We start from the raw sequence: 21,517 nt of genomic DNA, 5'->3' as shown, positions 1-21,517 counted from the left end.
TATTGCTTTTATGTTTGATGATTTTATGAGATCATAATTACAGGGACCTGAATCGCTAGAAGGTAAGGTAAGATAAAATCAGATTTAAAATTCGAGATGGTGGGCATGAAAAGAATTATTGCTTTAAAATTTAAAAGACCTTAGATAGATAACTATCTAAGGTCTAAAACATTTATTAACTATACAATAGTAATGTTTTCTGCTTGTGGTCCTTTAGGTCCTTCAACTACATCGTAAGAAACTTTTTGTCCTTCTTCAAGAGCTTTGTAACCTTCTACATTGATTTGAGAAAAATGTGCGAAAACGTCTGTTCCGTCGTCTCCTGTGATAAATCCAAATCCTTTTTCTGTGTTAAACCATTTAACTGTTCCGTTCATATATTGTGTACCTCCGAAATTTTATTTTTCTTAAACTCTTTGTATACGTATTTTACTACTTACTATTAAATTTAAGCTATTAATTAATCATAGGCTAGTTTGCTACATAAATCAAGCTATTTTCAATTATTTTTTCAATTATTTAAAAATTAGTTGAAATCTCGCCCTATACAGATCCATATTTTACATAATATGTTTGTAATTTATGATTAAAATTCATTTTTATTTTTATTTGTTCAATTTTATTTTACAACTAGGCTAAAATATATCTAACAACTTTTCTTTTTTATATCTTACTTCTAAAGAAACTACTCCTATTAAAAGCATAGCTGATATAAATCCAAATACCAAAAACTGAGGTGTATCTATGGAACCAATTCCAAGCATTATGGTATTACTAGTTATTATTTTGCTTAAACTTATTACTATTAAAAGTGATATTCCTGTGAAAGTTATATATCTATGCGATTTTCTTGATACGTAAGAAATTATAAGGGCTAAGGCAAAAGCTAAGGTATATACAATAATAATTGATAAAATAATATATTGAATTAGTGTTAAATCAAACCAATTAGCCCCGTATTTAAAACAGGAATTTATGTTTGAATTATAAAAAAGCTCCACAGTATTTTGTCTTGTTAAAAACAAAGTAAATAGTATGCTTAATTCTAAAGTAACCATTATAAATGCAGATATTAATGCTGCAGCTATTTTATCCTTATATAATCTTCTTCCTCTTCTTGTAGTATACTGAAGCACCTCCATATTCACCACTTCATCTTTAGTAAATATAGGTCCTAAAATAAATATTATAGACACTAGTACAAGTAAAGTAGTATTAATTATAAAACTGTTATAATTATCAAATATAAACCAAGGTAGAATGTCATTATTTACTTTGGTTTTGTTTATTTCTGTTAATCTATCTTTTTGTGCTCCGCTTTCAATATATGAATTATTATCTTTATTTTCAAAGTTATCAATAAAATATCCCATAGATCGGATCTTTGAAAGTGACTCTTCTATCTCTTTAAAAGATATGTTATTAGATAACTCATCCAGCTTTTTAACTTCCCCTTTTAGATTTGAATTAAATTCCTGGAATTTGTCATAACTATCAACCCCCAAATCCTTAGCATATTCATTTTCCTTAAGATAATTATCAGCTTCTTTTTTAAAATTCAGTTCTAAATTTTTAAGATATCCTAAGTCCTCATCCTCTAAATGATTACCTTTTTGCTTTATCACCTCTTTAGCTATTGTATAAATCGCTTCGTCTCCACGACTAGGAAATAGATTTATTTCAGAACTTATAAACATGTAATACATAACAAAACTTATCATACATAGAACAAATATACTTTTTACATTTAAAATCTTTTTAACTTCATTAAAAATAATTCTCATGGTTCCCCCTAACTTATACATTGCTTTTTAAAGCTTTTTATTGAATACCACATAACTATTATCATTATAATGCTCCAATTGATTACAGTTATTAGTTCATAATGTTTAAAAATACTTAATCCCCCGCTTTCCATAAACCTAAGTTCTAGATTGAAAATCAAGGTAAAAGGTGTAAATGCAGAATAAATCCTAAATCTACTACTACCACTTATAAAAGACGGTAGCATAAATCCAATACCGCTTATAATAAAAAAACTAACGAATCCTATAAAGCTATTTTTTATAAATCTTCCAATTACAAAAGCTATACTAGTAAAAAGCAAAAAACAACTGTAGGTTAATAATATCATCAACATTAAATACTGTTTAACTGTTAAGTTAAACCAACTCATATAAAGGTTCTTGCCCTCCGAGTAAAAAAAACTACTTATAGATGTATTCCAAACCCTACTATAATCATATACAAAGAAAAATGTTGTCAAAACAATAGTTAAAAGCACCGTACCTAAAATCAAAACAGCTACTATAATAGCTTTTAATTTATCGCAAATTAAATTTCTTCCTCGCTTTGAGCTATAGGCCACTAAGCTAGTATCATTCTCAAATTCATAATTCATAAAAAAGGTGGCTATCAGTGGTATCAATATCATCATCTGAATAATAATGTTTCTAAGTATGTTCTTATACAAAAATCTGTGCATATCATAGTTCTTACCATTAAAAAATAGATACATTTGCTCTTCATTTTCTTTGATTTGTGTAAATCTTTTATTAAACTTTTCAAACCCTTGTTTAGACATCTCTTCGGCTTCACCGGATAAATTAAGAAATTCAATAGATTTTCCAGAGATCTTAGTGATATCAATATTATTATAACTTTCAATAAGGTTTGGTATTGCCATATAATAATCTTCTATTTCACCAGTAACTTTTATTATTTGCTCTTCATCTTTATTATATTTCCCTTTATAAAAAGCAGCTTTATCCTCATTTAAATAATCTGAAATAGAATTATAGTTTTTTCCTTCTTTTTTATTTATTATTGTCATAGCTTCATCTAGGTTTTGCTTATAATACACTTTAAATTTAGCCATCATTTCATCATCAATTTTATATCCTACTTCATCTACAATATTATTTAAAACGCCTAGATTATTTCTAAGTTTATATCCATTAAAAACTGTAAATAAATCAAATGCTAAAAAAACTAAAAAAACCACTATTACTATTGGAGATTTGAAGATCTTTTTTATTTCGTGTTTAAAGATTTCACTACAGTCTAACATCTATATACCCTCATTGTATTGATACAAAAATACGTCTTCTAGGTTAGGACTAACAAGATTCCAATCCTCATTTCTATCTGACTCTTCTATAAACCTAAGCTTCATCCTGCCATTTTCCTGTTTTTCTGATAAGGAAATATGGCATTCTCTAAACCTTCTTACTTCTGAAAAATCTATTTCCGTTTCATATACCTTACCTTCAAGAGTTCTACAAACGTTCTCTACAGTATCCTTATATAATATCTTCTTATCTTTAAGCATAATAACTTCGTTCGCAATAAATTCTATGTCACTAACTATATGAGTGGATATAATCACTATTCTATCCCTACTTAAGTCTGTTAATATATTTCTAAATCTCACTCTTTCCTTTGGATCTAGACCTGCGGTAGGTTCATCTAAGATTATGATTTTAGGATTATTTAATAAAGATTGCGCTATACCTACTCTTTGTATCATACCACCCGAGAACTTCTTCATCTTTTTATTAGCTACATCCTCTAAGGCTACTAACTTTAACAAATTTTCTATGTTAAATATCGCTTCTTTCTTATCTACGCCCTTTAGTGCTGCTAAATAAAGTAGAAGTTGCTTTGGTGAATAGTTTTTATAATAGCCAAATTTTTGTGGCAGATAACCTAAAATACCTCTATACTCTTCATCTAAAGCTATAATATCAGTGCCTTCATAAAGAATTTCACCCTTAGTTTGGAATATAAGTGTAGTAAGAAGCTTTATTAAAGTAGTTTTTCCAGCTCCATTAGGAGCAAGTAATCCATAAACCCCATTTTTAAATTCTAGATTTATATCCTCTAAAACAATATAATCATCAAAACTTTTAGTTAAATTATTGATTGTAAGCATTTTTAAATTTCTCCTCTCTTAACCTTTATAAGCTTTCTTAAATTCTTTATATATATTAATGCCGTTATAAAAGTGATTATTAGATGAATATATAAGGGTATTTCATCTAATAACTTTATAGGTTTATTAGTAACATCAAGTACCATTAGCATAGGTAAACATAACCATAATGACATTATTAAGTACTTATATGACCTACCTTTAAAATTTATTAGAACTAATATATATAATGTAGAAAATATAAACAAGGCTGATATGGACACTATTATAATCTCCATCACATTGAAATTTCTTTTTACCAAAAACATCATAACTACAATCAAGGTGTTTATAATCATAGCTACTATGCTAAAAATAAACATTCTTATAGCTGTGATATTATAAAAGTTATATTTACAAGTAGCCTGAAGTTCGTAAATCCCATGAACTCTACTACTTATAAAGCTATAAGAGCAAATAAAAAAGTAAAAAATAGGAGCAGTGGAAAAGGTGTAAACTTTGAGCCTATAAGCAAAATATATTTCACGGCTGTTACTCGTATTAAATTGCAAACCAAAGAAGCTAAAGACGGCTACTAAAAGTACTATAATAAATATTAACTCACTTTTATCATGAAATATATATTTAAAGCCTAGTTCACTTCTAATAGCTTTTAAATATGAAAAGAAACTCTCTTTCCCTTTTAAACCTTTGTCTAAGATTTCATCCATGTTGATTTCTAAATCACTCATTCGCGGTTTCCTCCTTATCCATTATTCTAATCTTTTTTAGCATGCTATAATACTTCGTTTTTACAGTAGATTCATTTAAATCCAAAGCATTTCCTATATCCTTAAAGGTCATATCAGCAAAAATCTTCATTCTAAAAATTTGCTGAAGATTAGCTTCAAAACTATTAACTATAACTAAAATATCTTTTACTCTTTCTCGTTTTATAAAATCATCCTCTATATCCCCTTTAGCCTTAAGTTCTATCCCATCTATAGTCTTTGAGCTTGTCCATTGTTTATAGCTTTTTGACCTATAGTAGTCAATTATCTTATTACTAGCTATCTTATATATCCAAGTTCTAAAAGAACATCTTTCCACATTATAATTGTCTATAGACCTAATCATACTAATAAAAATCTCTTGGGTTATATCTGCTGCTAATTGTCTACAGGAGGTTTGCTTAAAGACATAGCCATAAATTTCACTGTAATAGCCTTTAATAAGTATATTAGCAGATTCTCTGTGGCCTTTTTTCTGAATGTTTTTTATGAGCTTCAGTTCATGGTCTAGCATCTTTACCTCCTTTTGTGAATCTACTGTATATATATTTATTTATTTGTTTATTACCGGTACATACTAGTATTCGTAATCGCTTTAAAAATAGTTTTAAAAAACTTATATTTTCTTATCTTTTTAATATTTTCTTATCTTTCGCTTTGATATATTATAAAACCACTACGCTATCATTTACCACCACTTGCCTTAGAGAATTTATTAATAGATGTGGTATTCGTGATACAACAAAAAAAGCCCTTGAAATCAAGGACTTTACATTGTATCACAATATAAGTGATTTTATGGAGGCGCCACCCGGATTTGAACCCATAGCCATCAAGCTAAGAAACCCATTATCTGTTTTATGGTATAACTTTTAGGGAATTATTAGACCAGAAAGGATACCATAAAATATGCACAAAAGATTAAAGATACTTATAAATAATATAAAAGAAGTTTTTTCACTTAAACTCTTAGATAAGCTTAGTAAAAAGACAAAATTTGTTAGAAGAAGAAGCAAAATCACCGCTGAAACATTTTTAGCTTTTAACACTTTTTTAAGCGAGGATATATGCAGTAAATCTTTAAGTACATTAAGTGCAAGGCTTGCTGCTCAATATAATTTAGAAATTTCTCCACAAGCACTTAATGAAAGATTTAATGAGTATTCAGTACAATTTATGCGAGAAGTTTTTAATAATATGATGCTAAGTCAAAATAAGATACTAAGTCATCCTCATAGAAAATTAAATTTTAGTAGAATCCTTGTAAATGACTCTACTAGCTATGGCTTACCTAGTAAGTTCTACAATGAATTTAAAGGCTCTGGAGGCTCAAGCTCAAAAGCTGCAATAAAAATACAGCTACAATATGATTTATTATCTGGAAGCTTTTTATGTTGTGATACTTATAATGGAACAGCAAGCGACGGTAAATATGTTGAAGTTATGGATAAGTATACTGAAGCTGGAGACCTTCGGTTGGCGGATTTAGGCTATTATAAACTCGATTATCTAAAGCAAATAGATGCTAAAGGTGCATTCTTTATTTCTAAGTTAAAAAGTACTACAGTCATATATAAGAAAAATCCCAATCCCCCAAAGAAACTCAAAGGGAGAAATATTAAAATCAACTGAATACATAAAAATAGATATCTTTGAGCTCATAAAACCATTAGCCGATGGTCAAACAATAGAGCTTAAAGATATCTACATTGGTTCCAAAAAGGAACTAAAAAGCAGATTAATTATAACTAAATTATCTGAAGAAAACAAGGAAAAAAGAAAAAATAAACTTATAAAAGCAGTAAAAAGAGATCGTGGCAACATAAATGATAGAAGTTTAGCTTGGAATGGAGTAAATGTATATATAACTAATGTGCCTGAAAATATACTAGCTACAGAAGAAATACATGATGTTTATTCTTTAAGATGGCAAGTAGAGATAATGTTTAAAATATGGAAATCAATATTTAAAATTGATAACGTAAAACCGGTAAAGATAGAAAGATTCAAGTGTTTTTTATATGGAAGGCTAATTGCATTAATACTCTCATCTACAATAGTTTTTTCAGCTAGAAATATTATTTATGAAGAAGATAATAATGAAATAAGTGAGTTAAAATCTTTTTGTGTAGTTACAGAGTTTTTTAGCACTTTAAAAATTGAAATTTTTAAAGGTGAACTAGCTATTTTAAAGTTGATAAAAACAATAATTAATACAATTCGGAAGTTAGGAAAAAAATCAAGAAAAAAAGGTCGGAAAATAGTCACTGATATATTAGATTATCTAAAGATATCAGTTGATGATTTGTAAGAAGTGGCAATATAATCAAGGAATAATATCCATTACTAACCTTTTATTGGTGCGTGAATTTGTCACTTTTATTAAAGTTACCTAATTAATCAGGTGAATTACTACTATATGAATTTATGTATTAATTTGTATTTGGACTAATTTCCAACTAGTATTAAATATAGCCATCAAATCAATTGTAATTTATTGGCTGAATTAGCTTGATGGCTATGGGGTAAGAACGCAATCTTTCACTCCATCTATCTGCTACATTTACACCGCCTGTTTTGAATAGTTTTGGGCTTCGTTTTGTATTGCAAACTTACCCACAAACATATGCCTTATGTGTAGTTTCTGTTCGTCAGACCAGAGTTTGGCCGCCGACTTCCTTCAGATTCCACCTCGCGGTGGACACCCTTGTCTTAAGCTATGCACTTGGCACTATTAACCCGTGCTAGGGACTTTCACCCATTAGATTGCGCCCATGCCGGGCGCACAATAAAAGTACTATTGTAACCAATAGTACTTTTATCATATATACATATACAAAACTACTTGTATAATATAATGCTATCGGGATCAAAATTACTCCACATAAATTATATATTATATGACACAATATATTTCCTAATAGAGAGTTTGTCCATATATATATTAGACTTAAAATCACTCCTAATAAAAAGGTATATATACCTTGAAGCATATTTCCATGGAATATTGCAAAAATTACTGCTTGCAATATTATAGCCAAATATATATTGGAGGTTTTCTTTAACTCGTTAAATATTAATCCTCTAAATAATATTTCTTCAAAGATAGGTATTAATATTAAAATACATAACATAGATAAAATAGATCCATATGCACTAGCTATACTATTATTAACCTTATTATAACTCTCAAATTTATCTGCCATTAAATAAACTATAGAGCTACTAAAAGCAGAAACACTTATTGCTATAATAACTATTTTCCACATATTTGATAAGTCTATTTTTTTAAAATTACATCTTTGCCATAAGTTTTGTTGCTTATTTCTCAATACTAATATATAAATAACAAATGTTATTAACGCTGCAATAAGAGTTAAAATATAAACGCTATCTATAGTAGCTTTTTGAGTATCTTCCATTAATTTTTTAAATTCAGTATTTCTATGAGTAATACCATAAGTAATTCCAAAAATGATACTACAAATTATCTGTACAATAAAATATAGTCCTCCAAAGAATGTTATGTTTCTAATTGTTCTTAAATATTTTTTCATAATTTAATTCTTCTTTTTAATCTTTTAGATTTAATTTTTCTAATAAATAGTAAAGCATTTTTTCTTTTCTAGTTACAATTTGAGCTTCACATGTCATCCCATTTTTAATCTCTGATTCTTCTCCCTTATGGCTATATACCTTACTTACATCAATATATGATTCAGCAGTATAAAAACTAATACCATTTGATTTATTCACCTTAGAATCAGCACTTATTTTTTCTACTTTTCCATTTAAAAATCCATATTCTTTGTAAGGTAATGATGGAAAGCTGTATTTTATATTTTGCCCATCTTTTATATTTGCAATATCCTTATCAGCTATAAATAAATTAACTTTATATTTAGATTCATTTGGAAGTATATTTGCAACTATAGTTCCTGCTTGGACAACATCACCTATATTTAAATCAACTTGAGTATCTAAAATACCATCATTTGAAGCTTTAATTGTACATTTTTCAATACTCATATTTATTGCTTTTAAATTTTCTTCTAAATCCTTTAATTTCTCTTCATTAGCTTTTATGCCGTCATCATTTTGTACTGAAGTTGTGGATTTATTTTTTTCTTTGTTTAAGGCTCCAGTATCATTTATTTTGTTTAAACTACTATCTAATTCTTTATTTTTACTTTTTAATTCTTCTATGGTTGAATTAATTTTAAGTTTATAATCACTTGTAAACTTATCTAATTCAGTTTTGCAAGAATTCAATGTACTTTCAGCTTGTAAAACTGAATTTTTGTCAGCATCCTTATTTAACTTTAAATAATCATATAGCTTTTGGGCATCTTCTATTTTATCTTTAAACTGCTTTTGTGAGATTTTATAGTTATTATATTGTTCAGAATACAGTGTATTTGTCGGTACATAACTTTTATCTTCATTTACTGATTTTTGTAGTAAATCATAAGCATCTATTTTTGAATTTAAATCATTTTTTGCATCTTCTATACTGTTAGAATCGGAAAGTGAAAGACTATTACCTTTTTCATAATTTAAATATTTATTATAATAATCTTTTTCCTTTTCATTATTTTTATCAAAATAATTTTTGTCATCTAAAATACATTTTTTCAATTTCTTTAAATTTTCTACATCTTGCTTTAAAGTTTCTGCTTTTTCTTCAATTGATTTTTTTTGCAAATCTATTTCAGTATGTTCTAAGGTGTAAAGTATATCCCCTAATTTTACTACTTGTCCATTTTTAAAACTTATACTTTCAACTTTGCTAGTTGCCATATTAGCAACTTTATATATTTCTTCACTAGGTCTTACGATACCACTAGTTTTAACCACTAGTTCTTTTTCACTAAACCAGCACCACACTAATGCACTACATATTATTGTTAAAACAAGGTAGATAAATATACTTGTAAAATGATGTGGCTTTGATTCTAATAATTCCCTGCTATCTGTAATATCTTTTATATCTTGAACTACAAATTTCATTATTTACCCACCTCCTTAGTTGCCGCTACTTCTTCATAGTACACTTCAGGAAGTTGGTCTTTCCATAGTTCATAGTACATACCACCTGTTTTTAATAAATCTTTATGACTACCACTTTCTTTAATTTCTCCCTTATCCATAACATAAATAGTATCACATCTCATAATAGTACTTAATCTATGAGCTATTACTATGGTAGTTATTCCTTCACTAAATTCATTCATAGTTTTTTCTATGGATTTTTCTGTTATAGAATCTAAACTACTAGTAGCTTCATCCATTATTAATATTTCAGGCTTTCTAAGTATGGCTCTTGCTATAGAAAATCTTTGTTTTTGTCCACCTGAAAAGTTTGACCCATTTTCTTCAATCATAGTGTTATATCTTAAAGGCAGAGAATTTACAAAATCATGTATCTGAGCTTTTTTACATGCTTCTATTATCTCCTCATATGTTAAATATGGATTACCTAATGACATATTTTCTATAATCGTACCATTAAATAAAAAGGTTTCTTGAGATATATAAGCTATCTTATCTCTTAGTGATTCAATATTAATATCTTTTATGTTGTATCCACTAATTAAAAGTTCACCCTTCTCATGTTCATAAAACTTCATAAGGATTTTAACTAAAGTTGTTTTACCTGATCCACTTTCTCCTACCAGAGCTATTTTTTCTCCTGGTTTAATATTAAAATTAATATCCTTTAAAACTAGTTGTCTTGTTCCATATCTAAAATCTACACCTTTAAATTCAATAGTGCCCTTTAAAGATTGTGGATTTATTTTCTTATCTTCATCAACACTCTTTTCAAGTTCTAAGTCTAGTATTTCTCCAAGTCTTTCCCCTGCAACTACAGCAGTTTGAAGCATTGGTTGTAAGTTTATAATATTTTCAATAGGACTTAAAAAATAAGCAAGTAAAGCATTGAAGGTTAATAGCTCTCCCATAGATATATTGCCCTTTAAAACTTGCATTCCTCCAAGCCATAAAATTACTATAGCAAATATTGCTTTTACTCCACTTTTTAAAGATCCCTGTAAATTATTTATAAATCCATTTTTAAATACATTTTTTATAAGTTTAACAAATCTTTTTTCAGTTTCCAAATTAACTTCTCTCTCAGCATTAAATGCCTTAACTGTTTCTATACCATTTAAAGACTCTACCAAATAAGACGTAAGCTTTGCATTACTTTGCATAGTTTCTCTATTCACTTCTTCAATAGCTTTTTTAAAACTAAAAACTATAATTCCATAAAGTATAACTGGTATTATTGTCAGTGCAAATAAAGTGTGATTTTGATTATAGAGGATTATACCTCCTATAATCACCATAAAGGTATCTATCATCATAGTTAACGTTGCACCTGAGATTGCATCTCTTATTTTTGAAGCATCATTAAATCTTGAAATAATCTCGCCAACTTCTCTAGTTCCAAAAAAGTTCATTGGAAGATTTATAACATGATTATAATAACCAAGCATTAATGGAATATCTAACTTTTGACCTAAATGTATTAAAAGTTGAGTTCTAAATGCTTCTGTTAATACCTTAAATACTGTAAGTAACACTATACCTATAGAAAAAATATGTAATGTTGTTGTTAAATTATTAGGAACTATGTCATCTAATAAAAACTTAAAATAAAATGAGCCACCTATACCTAAAATAGTTATAAGTATTGATGCTAAAAATATATTAACCAAAAGTCTTTTTTGAGGTTTAAGTAAGGAAAAGAATCTATTAAATAAACCCTTTGTTTCATTTCCTTTAGTAAACTTTGTTGTTGGTGTCATTAAAAGTATTATGCCTGTCCATATTTTAAAGAAGTCTTCAGGTTTATATTTAACAATTCCTTTAGCAGGATCGGCAACTATTATTTGCTCCTTAGTTATTTTATGTATAACAACATAATGAAGTAGTGATCCATCTACTACAACATGTGCAATAGCCGGAAGTGGGAACTCAGTAAATATATCATCAGGTTTATTGACATTAACCCCTTTAGCTGTAAATCCTAGCTGTTCTGCAGCCTTAATTATTCCAAATGCACTAGTTCCTTGTTTATCAGTTCCAGCAACTTCTCTTATCTTTGATATAGGATACTTTAATCCATGCTGTTTACATATAGTAACTAAACAAGCACATCCACAGTCTTTAATGTCATGTTGTTTTATACATATATATTTTTCAAATTTGCTTTTTTTTTATAATTGTCATCTCCTCTTTAATATAATATATGACATAATTGTACACTAAAATGCATTAAATTACAAAATTTTATTTATTTAAGTTTGAATCAAGTAAAAGTGGGCATCTATTTTATTTAATTTATTATCCATTACTTTACATGGGGTATTTATAATTTACCCTACCCATTTTTACTTCTAATTGTAGCTAAAACTTCCAAATCCTTTTAATCCACAAAGTTTTTGCATTACCTTTCTTCCTAAACTAACCGGGTCCCCACTATAAGGAATAGGTGCGGTATGTATCTTATATTCTTTAGATTTCGTACCCTTTTTATTAACCGCGGAAGCGGATAAAGGTATTTCAAGAATTACAGTATCTATAAGGCCTTCGGGTGCCGTAGGCATAGTTATATTGTCTCTTAATTTATATGGAACTAGCCCCTCTTTATTATGCACAAAATAGTCGTATAGTTCTGTAAGTTTTTTAAAAACAACTTCATCTTTATTATTTTCTATCATCATGTCAACAATTAATTCTAATCCTTCATCAACTTTTCCTTGCCTAAATAACTTCAATAAGACTTTCTGTTCTTTTTTATCCGATGGCTACCATCCGTAACGCCCCTATCCTCTTCAAGATGGGGATGACGGCTGCTACGCCCCTGGATAAGTTCTTCTAAGACTTTGATGGAGATATGTATTCCTTATAAGCAAACTCCACCTAAGTCTAAGAATCACTTGATCACTTACTTTTCGAATAATTGCTTGGCTAATATGAAATGGATCCAACTCAAAGTGTATATCTTGATCTTCACAGGTTGCTTTTATCCACTTTGCGCCATCTCCATTTAATATCCTAGTTTCTATTTCATCAACATTATATTTTTCAGCAATGGTTGCTTCCGCAACTTTTTTAAAGTGGCTAGAACTATTAAAACTTGCACAAACAGTTTTATCAATAACAGCATATTCTTTTTTACTGCCTGGACGCAACTTCCAACCTGTATAAGATACTGCTAATTTAAGTTCTTTTTTTCTATTCTTACCCTTTGGTCTATCTTTTCCCTGAATGGATAACCATACCCCGTCTTGCTCCTGAAATAGAACTGGTACTTCCTTTTTGCCTTTCAACGCACCTTTTTTATTTAGTTCAATCTTACGCTTTTCTAGTTCATTTATCTTTTCTCCAACCGTTTGAACTATGTTCCAAACTCCTTGAGCACTAATTTCCTGATTACACATTGTTTTTATATTTTCGGCTGTTTTTCCAAAAGATACTTCTGACACGTTTGTTAAAATAGTTTCTACAAGATTTATAGATACATTCCCTATAGTGTCCATGCCTAGATACTCATCTAAAAGGAACTTAGTAGCTGTTTTACCATCTTCAAGTTCAAACTGATAGATACGTCTTGAATATTCAACATCCCCATAATCGTTCTTAAACAAGTCTTTTTAAGTACCTATTTCTATATACTTTAATATCTCTTTCTTTAAGTATCTTTTCATCTAAAGTTTCCAACACACTTTTTAAAACATTGCAGGCTTCATCACAAACTATCTTATAAATCTTTTTCTCTATTTCCTTGAAAGTTAAGCCGTTTTCATTTAAACTAACATTATACATAAATTCAACTCCATTCAGTTTTGTCTAGATAATAAAATTATAATGGATAATTTATGTACTTAGGAGATGTTTTTGCATCTCCTTTTATTTATATAGTTTTTTATACTAGTTCTGCCTACTAAAATTATACTCTAACTTTATTTAACCTTGACTTCAATAATATTACATGGTATATTTTTCTTAATTAATAATTTTATATAGAGGTATTATTTATGCGAAATTTAAACAATTCTAAATTTGAAACATTACAAAATGATGATTTATGTACAATTGACGGTGGTGTTAATTAGAAGGGTGTAGTTGTTGGTGGTGGAATAACTATTCTTGGTGGATTAGCATGTGCGATACCTGGTGGTCAACTAGGTGGAGCTGGTCTTGCAGTAACAGGCGGCGGAATTTTATACGGTTCAATTAATCAATAATTATTTTAATTCTATTAAAATAATATTATATATTTGAGGTGTTCGAATGAATTTTAAAAATATAAACATTGAAACTGTATATGATATTCTTGAAAAATCAGGTTTTGATACAGTTAAACAGGAAAAAACAATAACAACCAAGTTAGATTTTAAAACAACAATAGAAATTACTTTAGAAAACAACAAAATAAATTATATTATAAACTCTGGCAAAATAAAACGTGAGACTTTTTTAACTATTGTCTATGCAATTTTAACTACTATGTCTGTTGTACTTTTTTTTAATATTGCTTCTTTAAATATAGTTCAAGTAACTTCTTTATGTTTTTTATTATTAGCAATATTTCTTTGGGAGATATTACGAAATATATCGATTCAAAATAATTTAAGTACAATAAGGCAATTATTATATTTGTATATGCAATCTAAGTAATGGGGTAAAATTAAATATTCAACCCCCTATATACCTTAAAATCAATATCCCCTTTTTAAGTATATACAGTATAAAGATACTGTTAAAATCTATTTAAAAGGGGGATATTCTATATTGAAAAAAATATGAAAAAGGAGTAATATTTTCTATGAGAAAAAAATTATATACAATATCTAAAATGTTTTTTTTTATTATTTCAATTTTTATAGGGATAACTGCATTAAAATATTGCAATAACATATTTGATTTACAATTATTACCACGAGATATAAAAACTTCTGTGAGTGAAAAATGGATTGTTTTTTTATATTATTCAATATACTGCATTATAATTGTATTTTTAACTAAATTTAATAAAATTAATTCTATTTGTAATAATATTATTAATGTACTTACAACTATATTTCTTCTTTTTAATATGATATTTGTTTTTATAAAATTTATAAATTTACCAAATGATTTTAATATGGTTATTAGTTTTTCCTCAAGCTATGTTTTAATGCTTATTGCTTTTGGTGTTATTATTAAAAGCCTTAACCTTATAAAGTTAAATAATAAACTACAATAATAAATTGTAGAAACTTCAACCGACCCTCTAATCGTAGCGAAAGTTAAAATTTATTTTTCATAGATCACTAAATTAAATATTTTTCTTAATCTACATGATTTAATATAACGTACATTTTATTTTTTAAAAACATTGTTTTCCAGTAACTACCACTGAAATTTTTTTCTGACTCTTCAAATATTAAAACTCTAAACGTAGATTGAATAAATCAAGTGATTATATCTTTTCTGTATCTGAAATTATATTTTCATCTTCTAATTGCATAATTCTTTTACTTTTTTCTTCAAAACAATTATCACGTGTTACAATTGTTTTGCTTCTCACCAAAGTCGAAGTAAAACAATTTATATTTGAAAATAGAAATATCCCAAATTATTAACTTAAAAGATTAAAAAGCTATTGAACTTTAATGGGCTCAATAGCTTTTTTTATTAAATGTGGTCTCACCCACTGATGCTTATTTTACCCCTATTTTTTGTCCTGGTATTATTAAATTCACATTGGGAATATCATTCAAACTAACAATATCCTTTAATGTTACTCCATATCTTTTTGATATAGCCCACAAAGTATCCCCCTGTACCACAGTGTAGTATATTGAATCTGAAACTGGCTCCTGTTCTTTTTCTTGTTGTTATTGCATATGAATATCGAAAGCTTTACAGATGCCTATAAATATTGCATGTGCTACTTTTGAAGTATCATAGCCATCCATGTCCTCCTAAGGTTACATTATGATGGATAGATATAAAGAAATCAGCAACATTATTATTTGCTGCATTTGTCCTTTGGCTTAAAGAATCATATAAACTTGTAGAACTACTTGGTGTACAGTTAATTACATTTATTTATGCAGTTCTACATTCTTCAATTAGCTTAGTACCAACCTCATAATTCAAGCTATTTTCATCCCTTATACCAACAACTCCTCCATCAAAATCTACATTGTGGCCAACATCAATGGCTAAAGTTAAATTTTTACTCATTTTCATCACCTCTTCAACTAGAATATATGCCTTCAAAGCATATATTCTAGAAAAGGAAGGTGGTAAAATTTATGTATTATGTTAAATTTGAAAATTTAGTTAAACTAGCTAAAAATGGATACCTTTCTGCAAAAGAAGAACTATCAGCTGAATTTACTCCCTTTATACTAAATCTTTCTAAGAAATCCTTTATAAATTCCTATGAATTTGAAGATATAAAAAATGAATGTTACGGAACACTTTTTAAGTGCATTAAGGTATATGATTGTGATAAACATAGATTTGTGGCCTATGCTACCAATGCTATTAAAACTCAGTAAATAATTTAATTAGGATATCTGTTAGAAGAGAAAAAACTCAAGGTCCAGGAGCTTTCATATTAGATGGCCATCTTGAAAATGTACTAACAAGTGATATAAATGATATGGCTGACTATATTTCTGATATGCTATATAGTTCTAAACTAAAAAGTTTAATGAGTAAATTATCTCCTAGTGAAAGGGAACTTTTAGAATGTGTCTTCTTTAAGGTAAATAAAGATTATGAAATTAATAAAACCCTTGAAACATTGTAGTTTCAAGGGTTTTGTTATGGAGGCGCCACCCGGATTTGAACCGGGGAATAAAGGTTTTGCAGACCTTTGCCTTACCACTTGGCTATAGCGCCTTATTGGAGCGGAAGATGGGATTCGAACCCACGACGTTCACCTTGGGAAGGTGACGCTCTACCACTGAGCCACTCCCGCAACATGTTTTTTTGGTGGCTAGACCAGGAATCGAACCAGGGACACGAGGATTTTCAGTCCTCTGCTCTACCGACTGAGCTATCCAGCCACTTTATGGCGACCCAGAAGGGACTCGAACCCTCGACCTCCGGCGTGACAGGCCGGCACTCTAACCAACTGAGCTACTAGGCCATAAATTGGAATTCCTAATTAGAGTAAAGTTTAAACTTTATCAAAAACTTAGAATTCTAGTCCAATATCGTCACTATATAAAACTTAGTCTTAAAAGACTTATGTATAAATATAGTAGATATAGGATAAAAATAAAATGGTGGGCACAACAGGGCTCGAACCTGTGACCCTCTGCTTGTAAGGCAGATGCTCTCCCAGCTGAGCTATGCGCCCTCAACCATTTTTATTATAATACTATTTTTAAGGGTTGTCAATATATAAATTCACAGTTTTCTTTTTAGATTTATTTTTTTTGCATTTATAGATATAAATTTAGCTCTATACTCCATGACTCTATATTCTATATTCATAAGCTAAGATAACCTTATGAGTCTATAATTTTATACATATATATAAGATATACATAAATTTATGTATATCTTATATATATGAAACATAACTGTTTTTGTGATTATATATTTTGTAATAATCCTCCTATATCTTCATGCTTGAATAAATATGCTTTATTACAAAAGTGACATTTAAGCTCTTCTATTTTTCCATCATCATATATTTCTTCCAAGTCTTTTCTTCCGATACTAATCAATGCCTTTTCTACTCTTTCCCTAGAGCAATCACATTTGAATTTTGGAGTAAGAGAATCAATAATCTTTAAATCCATGTCTTCAAAGATATATTTAATTATCTCTTCAATATTCATTCCCTTTGATAACATTTCTGTTATTGAATCTATTTCTTCTAACCTATAGGTAAGGAGGTCCGCTACAAGTTCATCCGCCCCTGGCATCATTTGTATTATAAATCCACCAGAAGCTTTTATACTGTAGTCAGTATCTACTAACACCCCTAAAGCCACAGCTGAAGGTGTTTGTTCTGAAACTGTGAAGTAATAGGCTAGGTCATCCCCTACCTCACCTGTATATATAGGCACTTGTCCTACATAAGGTTCTTTAAGACCTAGGTCTCTTATCACCGTAAGATTACCTTTTTTTCCTATAGCTGACCCTACATCTAATTTACCTTTATCGTTAAGAGGGATATCAATATTAGGATTACCTATATATCCTTTAACAGTTCCATCACTATATGCTGTAACTGTTAGACTTTCAGCAGGTCCTCCCCCTGACATTTGAAGGGTTAATTTATCTTTCTTTGATTTTGACATTACACCCATAAGTGTCCCCGCTGTTAGAAGTCTTCCAAGAGCTGCTGCTGCTGTAGGCGTACAATTATGTATTTTTGTAGCCTCATCTACAAGATTCGTAGTGCTTGCAGCTATTATTCTTATCATACCGTCTTTTGCTATACCTCTAATTAATCTATCTTCCATTTTGTTCCTCCATATTCTTTTTAACTACATATACTATTCTTTCTGTGTAGTCATCTATTTTTTTTGATGAATAACAATCTAGCTTGTCCCCTACTATTAAATTAGCATTATGAAGCATATCTTCTATTTTTGAATCTCTATAAGCCCTTTCAGAATGTGTTTCCTCAAATCTTTCATAAAAGTTATCCTTTTTCAAGAAAAATGTAAGGTACATATCTAGTATATCTTCTTCAAAACTATTTTCCCATGTATAAAATATATCTTCTTCATCATATACAAATGTATTATTTCCTAAAACACTACTTAACTTATAATAAGAGTTTATGTCAAAAATAAATATTCCACCTTCATTAAGATGCTGATATATGTTATTAAAGAACCTTTGAAGATCATCTTCTCCTATAATATAGTTTACTGCATCTAAAGTGCAGGTAATAAGGTCAAATTTATGTTTAAGGTTTAAATCACACATATCTTGACATATTATCGTTGGTTTTAAATTTTCATCTTTAAACTTGTTAAAGGTTTCCGATAACATAGATGATGAGTAGTCAACAAGCCAGGTACATTTAAATTTAGGGGATATAATTAGTGATAAGCTGCCTGTTCCACAGCCCACATCAAGATAATCCCCTTTATTTATATTTAACTTCTCTACAACTTCCATTATTTTATCAGAAAATAAGTTATAGTCCACATCTTCCTTTATAAGTTTATCATAAACTTCGGACATTTTTGTGTAGCTCTCCATATTCATGCGTTATCTAAAACTTATATAATACATAACAATTAATGTTTATTCTAATTATTATATAATCTAGGTTTTATTATAACTCCTCCCCATCTATCTTTTTATATTTAATTAATACTACAGATAATTTATTAAAGTAAGTTTTATCATCCGTATTATATAAAATCATATTAATCATTATCATATATAATTTGTTATTTAGTCAACTACATTATACCCCTTATCTAAATCTTTTATTATTTATTTAAGTTTTATTTGTTATATTATCTGTTTTTTTATCTTTATAATTCTTATCTTTTTGATTTTTAACTTTCTATAATATATTATCTTTTTATTTCTTTAATTTTTCTAATATTTTATCTTTCTCAAGGCTTTCTAGTATTTCTTTATTAGTAGGGATTTTCATTTCTTTTTTCCTTTTAGTCATTATACCACCTATTCTACCAGTTTCTTCAGAGGTAAGTGATGACCAGCCTAATGATGTAACTTTGTTTTTAAGCCCTAGTTCTTCTGCTATTTCATATTTTAATTCTTCTCTTAACTTTTCTGCAGCACTAAGTTCTTTGCTAGATTTTATTTTTGATTTTATAACCTTTTTCAACTCAGGTTTTCCCATACGATATCTCCCCTTTTAAGTCTATATTTTCTATATTAGCTTTACCCAATATAGAAAATATATTCATAGTGGAATTTACCTTAAGCTATACTTTATATACTAATAAATTTAACTCTTAAACTGTAAAAATAACATCAAAATCAAAAGAAAGTATATATTTTTATCACTATTAACTATATAATGTAATATAAAGAAAGTATAAAAGATATATCTTTTATATAAATAAATATAAAAAGTGAGGGATCTTTATGGCGTTATTCAAAGGGTCTGGAGTAGCTATTGTTACACCATTTAATGAAAAAGGCGTAGATTTTGATAAATTAAAGGAATTACTAGAATGGCATGTAGATTCTAATACAGATGCCATAATTATTTGTGGCACTACTGGCGAGGCTTCAACTATGTCTACCTTAGAAAAAAAAGAAGTTATAAAGTTTACAGTAGATACTATAAATAAAAGAATTCCTGTTATTGCAGGGACAGGTACTAACGATACAAAAGTCTCTATAGAAATGAGCAAATGGGCTGAATCTATTGGTGTAGATGGTCTTTTAGTTATAACCCCTTATTACAATAAAACTAGTAACAAAGGTCTTATAGCTCATTTTACGGCTATATCTAACGAAGTGAATACACCTATAATACTTTATAATGTTCCTGGAAGGACCGGAATGAATATCACACCTAATACATTATTAGAACTTACAAAGCTTAAAAATGTAGTTGCAGTTAAAGAAGCTAGTGGGGACATTTCTCAGGTAGCTAAATATAAGGCACTTTGCAAAGACAAAATAGACATTTATTCTGGAAATGACGATCAAATAATACCTATATTATCATTAGGAGGTATAGGTGTAATATCAGTTTTAGCTAATATAATTCCAAAAGATGTACATGATATGTGTCATCTATACCTTGATGGCAAGGTAGATGAAGCGTTAGATGTTCAGCTTAAATCATTAGATTTAACTAATTCTTTATTTATAGAAACAAATCCTATTCCAGTAAAAACTGCTCTCAATTTAATGGGAATGAATGTAGGACATTTAAGATTACCTCTATGTTCTATGGAAGACGATAATTTGAAAACCCTGGAAAATGAAATGCATAAATATGGTTTGTTGAAATAAGGAGAGATTTTATGGTTAAATTAATACTAAATGGTTGTAATGGCAAAATGGGCAAAGTGGTTACTAGCTGCCTAAGCGACTTTGAAAATATTGTTCTCGTTGCAGGTATAGATAAAAATGATTCTAAGTGTTCTTATCCTGTATTTTCTAGTATTGAGGATTGTAATGTTACTGCCGATGTAATACTAGACTTTTCTAGGAAAGAAGCCCTAAAGTCTATTCTTAAATATTCAAGGTCAAAAAAAATGGCTTTAGTTTTATGCACTACAGGATACTCAAATGAAGATATTGATTTAATAAATGAATACAGTAACTATATTCCTATATTTAGATCTGCTAATATGAGTATAGGAATAAATGTAGTAAATAACATTCTAAAAAACATTGCTCCTTTTTTATATGAAAACTTTGATATTGAAATTATAGAAAAACACCATAATCAAAAGGTTGATTCTCCTAGTGGTACAGCCCTTTTATTAGCTCATACCATACAAGAATCAATTAAAGATTCTACCGAGCTTACTTATGGTAGAGAAGGCAATAAAAAAAGAGATCCTAATGAAATAGGTATGCACGCTATAAGAGGTGGTAATATTGTAGGAGATCACGATGTTATTTTTGCTGGTTCTGGTGAGGTAATAGAAATTAATCACAAAGCAATTTCAAGAGATGTCTTCGCTGTTGGAGCATTAAGGGCTTGCGAATTTATTTCTAATAAATATAAGGGTTTGTATAATATGGATGATATGATAAACCTTTAAAATAATGACTTTTCATTAAAATTCTCATCTAATTTATTACATCAAAAACCAAAAAATATAAAGAG

General features: G+C 28.6%; 25 protein-coding genes and 5 tRNA genes. 7 read left to right on the top strand and 23 right to left on the bottom strand.

The features are described 5' to 3' along the window. Positions 1-179: 179 nt before the first annotated feature. From DY168_RS06295 to DY168_RS06270, 6 genes are all read right to left on the bottom strand, one after another. A complete protein-coding gene (locus tag DY168_RS06295; RefSeq protein WP_115640992.1) occupies positions 180-377 on the bottom strand; it encodes a cold-shock protein in 198 nt (65 codons plus the stop codon). A 258-nt stretch (positions 378-635) separates the two neighbouring features. Continuing rightward, positions 636-1,784 (bottom strand): hypothetical protein, encoded by a 1,149-nt coding sequence (locus DY168_RS06290; protein ID WP_115640991.1) that lies wholly within the window; start codon positions 1,782-1,784, stop codon positions 636-638. 8 nt (positions 1,785-1,792) lie between these two features. After that, positions 1,793-3,070: a hypothetical protein gene (locus tag DY168_RS06285; RefSeq protein ID WP_115640990.1), complete on the bottom strand. Its 1,278-nt coding sequence runs from the start codon at positions 3,068-3,070 to the stop codon at positions 1,793-1,795. Further along, a complete protein-coding gene (locus DY168_RS06280; protein ID WP_115640989.1) occupies positions 3,071-3,934 on the bottom strand; it encodes an ATP-binding cassette domain-containing protein in 864 nt (287 codons plus the stop codon). Positions 3,935-3,936: 2 nt separating this feature from the next. Next, positions 3,937-4,665, bottom strand: coding sequence for a hypothetical protein (locus DY168_RS06275; RefSeq protein ID WP_115640988.1), 729 nt, complete (start codon positions 4,663-4,665; stop codon positions 3,937-3,939). Continuing rightward, entirely contained in the window at positions 4,658-5,218 is a 561-nt protein-coding gene (locus tag DY168_RS06270; protein WP_115640987.1) for an RNA polymerase sigma factor, read from the bottom strand. The genes DY168_RS06275 and DY168_RS06270 overlap by 8 nt, the downstream gene beginning before the upstream one ends. Positions 5,219-5,613: 395 nt before the next feature. Between DY168_RS06270 and DY168_RS14970 the strand changes: the two genes are divergently transcribed. Next, complete coding sequence (locus tag DY168_RS14970; RefSeq protein WP_242984067.1) at positions 5,614-6,336, top strand: IS4 family transposase; 723 nt, start codon at positions 5,614-5,616, stop codon at positions 6,334-6,336. After that, complete coding sequence (locus DY168_RS14965; RefSeq protein ID WP_341458805.1) at positions 6,278-7,015, top strand: transposase; 738 nt, start codon at positions 6,278-6,280, stop codon at positions 7,013-7,015. The genes DY168_RS14970 and DY168_RS14965 overlap by 59 nt, the downstream gene beginning before the upstream one ends. Before the next feature lie 433 nt (positions 7,016-7,448). Here DY168_RS14965 and DY168_RS06260 read toward each other — a convergent pair whose 3' ends face one another. The 6 genes from DY168_RS06260 to DY168_RS06235 all read right to left on the bottom strand — a co-directional run bounded on the left by DY168_RS06260 (position 7,449) and on the right by DY168_RS06235 (position 13,539). Further along, complete coding sequence (locus DY168_RS06260) at positions 7,449-8,261, bottom strand: CPBP family intramembrane glutamic endopeptidase (RefSeq protein ID WP_115640986.1); 813 nt, start codon at positions 8,259-8,261, stop codon at positions 7,449-7,451. A 16-nt stretch (positions 8,262-8,277) separates the two neighbouring features. Then, entirely contained in the window at positions 8,278-9,714 is a 1,437-nt protein-coding gene (locus DY168_RS06255) for a beta-barrel domain-containing protein (RefSeq protein WP_115640985.1), read from the bottom strand. Continuing rightward, the gene (locus tag DY168_RS06250; protein WP_115640984.1) at positions 9,714-11,903 is read right to left on the bottom strand and encodes a peptidase domain-containing ABC transporter; all 2,190 of its coding nucleotides are present in this window, start codon (positions 11,901-11,903) and stop codon (positions 9,714-9,716) included. The genes DY168_RS06255 and DY168_RS06250 overlap by 1 nt, the downstream gene beginning before the upstream one ends. Before the next feature lie 204 nt (positions 11,904-12,107). Further along, positions 12,108-12,488 (bottom strand): hypothetical protein, encoded by a 381-nt coding sequence (locus DY168_RS06245; protein WP_115640983.1) that lies wholly within the window; start codon positions 12,486-12,488, stop codon positions 12,108-12,110. Positions 12,489-12,566: 78 nt separating this feature from the next. Then, entirely contained in the window at positions 12,567-13,361 is a 795-nt protein-coding gene (locus DY168_RS06240; protein ID WP_115640982.1) for a UPF0236 family transposase-like protein, read from the bottom strand. After that, a complete protein-coding gene (locus DY168_RS06235) occupies positions 13,354-13,539 on the bottom strand; it encodes a hypothetical protein (protein ID WP_115640981.1) in 186 nt (61 codons plus the stop codon). Before DY168_RS06235 ends, DY168_RS06240 begins: the two co-directional genes overlap by 8 nt. A 468-nt stretch (positions 13,540-14,007) precedes the next feature. On the opposite strand from DY168_RS06235, the gene DY168_RS06230 reads away from it, so the two are divergent. After that, the gene (locus tag DY168_RS06230) at positions 14,008-14,394 is read left to right on the top strand and encodes a hypothetical protein (protein WP_115640980.1); all 387 of its coding nucleotides are present in this window, start codon (positions 14,008-14,010) and stop codon (positions 14,392-14,394) included. A 1,025-nt stretch (positions 14,395-15,419) separates the two neighbouring features. Here DY168_RS06230 and DY168_RS14960 read toward each other — a convergent pair. The 3 genes from DY168_RS14960 to DY168_RS14950 form a co-directional block, all read right to left on the bottom strand. Further along, a complete protein-coding gene (locus DY168_RS14960; RefSeq protein ID WP_242984066.1) occupies positions 15,420-15,530 on the bottom strand; it encodes a LysM peptidoglycan-binding domain-containing protein in 111 nt (36 codons plus the stop codon). Between the two features lie 133 nt (positions 15,531-15,663). Further along, positions 15,664-15,801, bottom strand: a complete 138-nt coding sequence (locus tag DY168_RS14955; RefSeq protein ID WP_242984158.1) for an N-acetylmuramoyl-L-alanine amidase — start codon at positions 15,799-15,801, stop codon at positions 15,664-15,666. A gap of 9 nt (positions 15,802-15,810) precedes the next feature. Beyond that, a complete protein-coding gene (locus DY168_RS14950; protein ID WP_242984065.1) occupies positions 15,811-15,984 on the bottom strand; it encodes a hypothetical protein in 174 nt (57 codons plus the stop codon). Between the two features lie 35 nt (positions 15,985-16,019). Here DY168_RS14950 and DY168_RS06210 point away from each other — a divergent pair, with 35 nt between their 5' ends. Further along, positions 16,020-16,268, top strand: a complete 249-nt coding sequence (locus DY168_RS06210; protein ID WP_115640977.1) for a hypothetical protein — start codon at positions 16,020-16,022, stop codon at positions 16,266-16,268. 104 nt (positions 16,269-16,372) lie between these two features. Next, positions 16,373-16,522 (top strand): hypothetical protein, encoded by a 150-nt coding sequence (locus DY168_RS14635; RefSeq protein WP_172556283.1) that lies wholly within the window; start codon positions 16,373-16,375, stop codon positions 16,520-16,522. 17 nt (positions 16,523-16,539) lie between these two features. Here the strand turns inward: DY168_RS14635 and DY168_RS06205 are convergent. The 8 genes from DY168_RS06205 to DY168_RS06170 all read right to left on the bottom strand — a co-directional run bounded on the left by DY168_RS06205 (position 16,540) and on the right by DY168_RS06170 (position 19,561). Beyond that, a tRNA-Cys gene (locus DY168_RS06205) sits at positions 16,540-16,614 on the bottom strand. Between the two features lie 4 nt (positions 16,615-16,618). Continuing rightward, a tRNA-Gly gene (locus DY168_RS06200) sits at positions 16,619-16,693 on the bottom strand. A gap of 12 nt (positions 16,694-16,705) precedes the next feature. Further along, positions 16,706-16,781 (bottom strand) — tRNA-Phe (locus tag DY168_RS06195). A 6-nt stretch (positions 16,782-16,787) separates the two neighbouring features. Next, positions 16,788-16,864, bottom strand: a tRNA-Asp gene (locus tag DY168_RS06190). 137 nt (positions 16,865-17,001) lie between these two features. Then, positions 17,002-17,077 (bottom strand) — tRNA-Val (locus tag DY168_RS06185). A 238-nt stretch (positions 17,078-17,315) separates the two neighbouring features. Next, positions 17,316-18,194 (bottom strand): Hsp33 family molecular chaperone HslO, encoded by an 879-nt coding sequence (gene hslO, locus DY168_RS06180; RefSeq protein WP_115640976.1) that lies wholly within the window; start codon positions 18,192-18,194, stop codon positions 17,316-17,318. Continuing rightward, positions 18,184-18,927, bottom strand: coding sequence for a class I SAM-dependent DNA methyltransferase (locus DY168_RS06175; RefSeq protein ID WP_242984064.1), 744 nt, complete (start codon positions 18,925-18,927; stop codon positions 18,184-18,186). Before DY168_RS06175 ends, hslO begins: the two co-directional genes overlap by 11 nt. A gap of 349 nt (positions 18,928-19,276) precedes the next feature. Further along, positions 19,277-19,561 (bottom strand): alpha/beta-type small acid-soluble spore protein, encoded by a 285-nt coding sequence (locus DY168_RS06170; RefSeq protein ID WP_115640974.1) that lies wholly within the window; start codon positions 19,559-19,561, stop codon positions 19,277-19,279. A gap of 248 nt (positions 19,562-19,809) precedes the next feature. Here DY168_RS06170 and dapA point away from each other — a divergent pair, with 248 nt between their 5' ends. Together dapA and dapB are read left to right on the top strand one after the other, a co-directional pair. Then, complete coding sequence (dapA, locus tag DY168_RS06165) at positions 19,810-20,691, top strand: 4-hydroxy-tetrahydrodipicolinate synthase (RefSeq protein WP_115640973.1); 882 nt, start codon at positions 19,810-19,812, stop codon at positions 20,689-20,691. A gap of 11 nt (positions 20,692-20,702) precedes the next feature. Further along, entirely contained in the window at positions 20,703-21,452 is a 750-nt protein-coding gene (dapB, locus tag DY168_RS06160; RefSeq protein WP_115640972.1) for a 4-hydroxy-tetrahydrodipicolinate reductase, read from the top strand. Positions 21,453-21,517 lie beyond the last annotated feature (65 nt).

It is taken from the genome of Clostridium putrefaciens, assembly GCF_900461105.1.
Taxonomy (GTDB): domain Bacteria; phylum Bacillota; class Clostridia; order Clostridiales; family Clostridiaceae; genus Clostridium_L; species Clostridium_L putrefaciens.
This window is presented reverse-complemented; position numbering and strand designations above follow the sequence as displayed.

What these genes read in the sequence shown, in the direction of transcription:
- DY168_RS06230 (WP_115640980.1), top strand. Translation starts at nt 14,008, where the DNA reads ATGAATTTTAAAAATATAAACATTGAAACTGTATATGATATTCTTGAA.
- DY168_RS06255 (WP_115640985.1), bottom strand. Translation starts at nt 9,714, where the DNA reads ATGAAATTTGTAGTTCAAGATATAAAAGATATTACAGATAGCAGGGAA.
- DY168_RS06270 (WP_115640987.1), bottom strand. Translation starts at nt 5,218, where the DNA reads ATGCTAGACCATGAACTGAAGCTCATAAAAAACATTCAGAAAAAAGGC.
- DY168_RS06175 (WP_242984064.1), bottom strand. Translation starts at nt 18,927, where the DNA reads ATGTCCGAAGTTTATGATAAACTTATAAAGGAAGATGTGGACTATAAC.
- DY168_RS06235 (WP_115640981.1), bottom strand. Translation starts at nt 13,539, where the DNA reads ATGTATAATGTTAGTTTAAATGAAAACGGCTTAACTTTCAAGGAAATA.
- DY168_RS14970 (WP_242984067.1), top strand. Translation starts at nt 5,614, where the DNA reads ATGCACAAAAGATTAAAGATACTTATAAATAATATAAAAGAAGTTTTT.
- DY168_RS06295 (WP_115640992.1), bottom strand. Translation starts at nt 377, where the DNA reads ATGAACGGAACAGTTAAATGGTTTAACACAGAAAAAGGATTTGGATTT.
- DY168_RS06285 (WP_115640990.1), bottom strand. Translation starts at nt 3,070, where the DNA reads ATGTTAGACTGTAGTGAAATCTTTAAACACGAAATAAAAAAGATCTTC.
- DY168_RS06260 (WP_115640986.1), bottom strand. Translation starts at nt 8,261, where the DNA reads ATGAAAAAATATTTAAGAACAATTAGAAACATAACATTCTTTGGAGGA.
- DY168_RS14635 (WP_172556283.1), top strand. Translation starts at nt 16,373, where the DNA reads ATGGCTGACTATATTTCTGATATGCTATATAGTTCTAAACTAAAAAGT.
- dapB (WP_115640972.1), top strand. Translation starts at nt 20,703, where the DNA reads ATGGTTAAATTAATACTAAATGGTTGTAATGGCAAAATGGGCAAAGTG.
- dapA (WP_115640973.1), top strand. Translation starts at nt 19,810, where the DNA reads ATGGCGTTATTCAAAGGGTCTGGAGTAGCTATTGTTACACCATTTAAT.
- DY168_RS06210 (WP_115640977.1), top strand. Translation starts at nt 16,020, where the DNA reads ATGTATTATGTTAAATTTGAAAATTTAGTTAAACTAGCTAAAAATGGA.
- hslO (WP_115640976.1), bottom strand. Translation starts at nt 18,194, where the DNA reads ATGGAAGATAGATTAATTAGAGGTATAGCAAAAGACGGTATGATAAGA.
- DY168_RS06170 (WP_115640974.1), bottom strand. Translation starts at nt 19,561, where the DNA reads ATGGGAAAACCTGAGTTGAAAAAGGTTATAAAATCAAAAATAAAATCT.
- DY168_RS06280 (WP_115640989.1), bottom strand. Translation starts at nt 3,934, where the DNA reads ATGCTTACAATCAATAATTTAACTAAAAGTTTTGATGATTATATTGTT.
- DY168_RS06290 (WP_115640991.1), bottom strand. Translation starts at nt 1,784, where the DNA reads ATGAGAATTATTTTTAATGAAGTTAAAAAGATTTTAAATGTAAAAAGT.
- DY168_RS06275 (WP_115640988.1), bottom strand. Translation starts at nt 4,665, where the DNA reads ATGAGTGATTTAGAAATCAACATGGATGAAATCTTAGACAAAGGTTTA.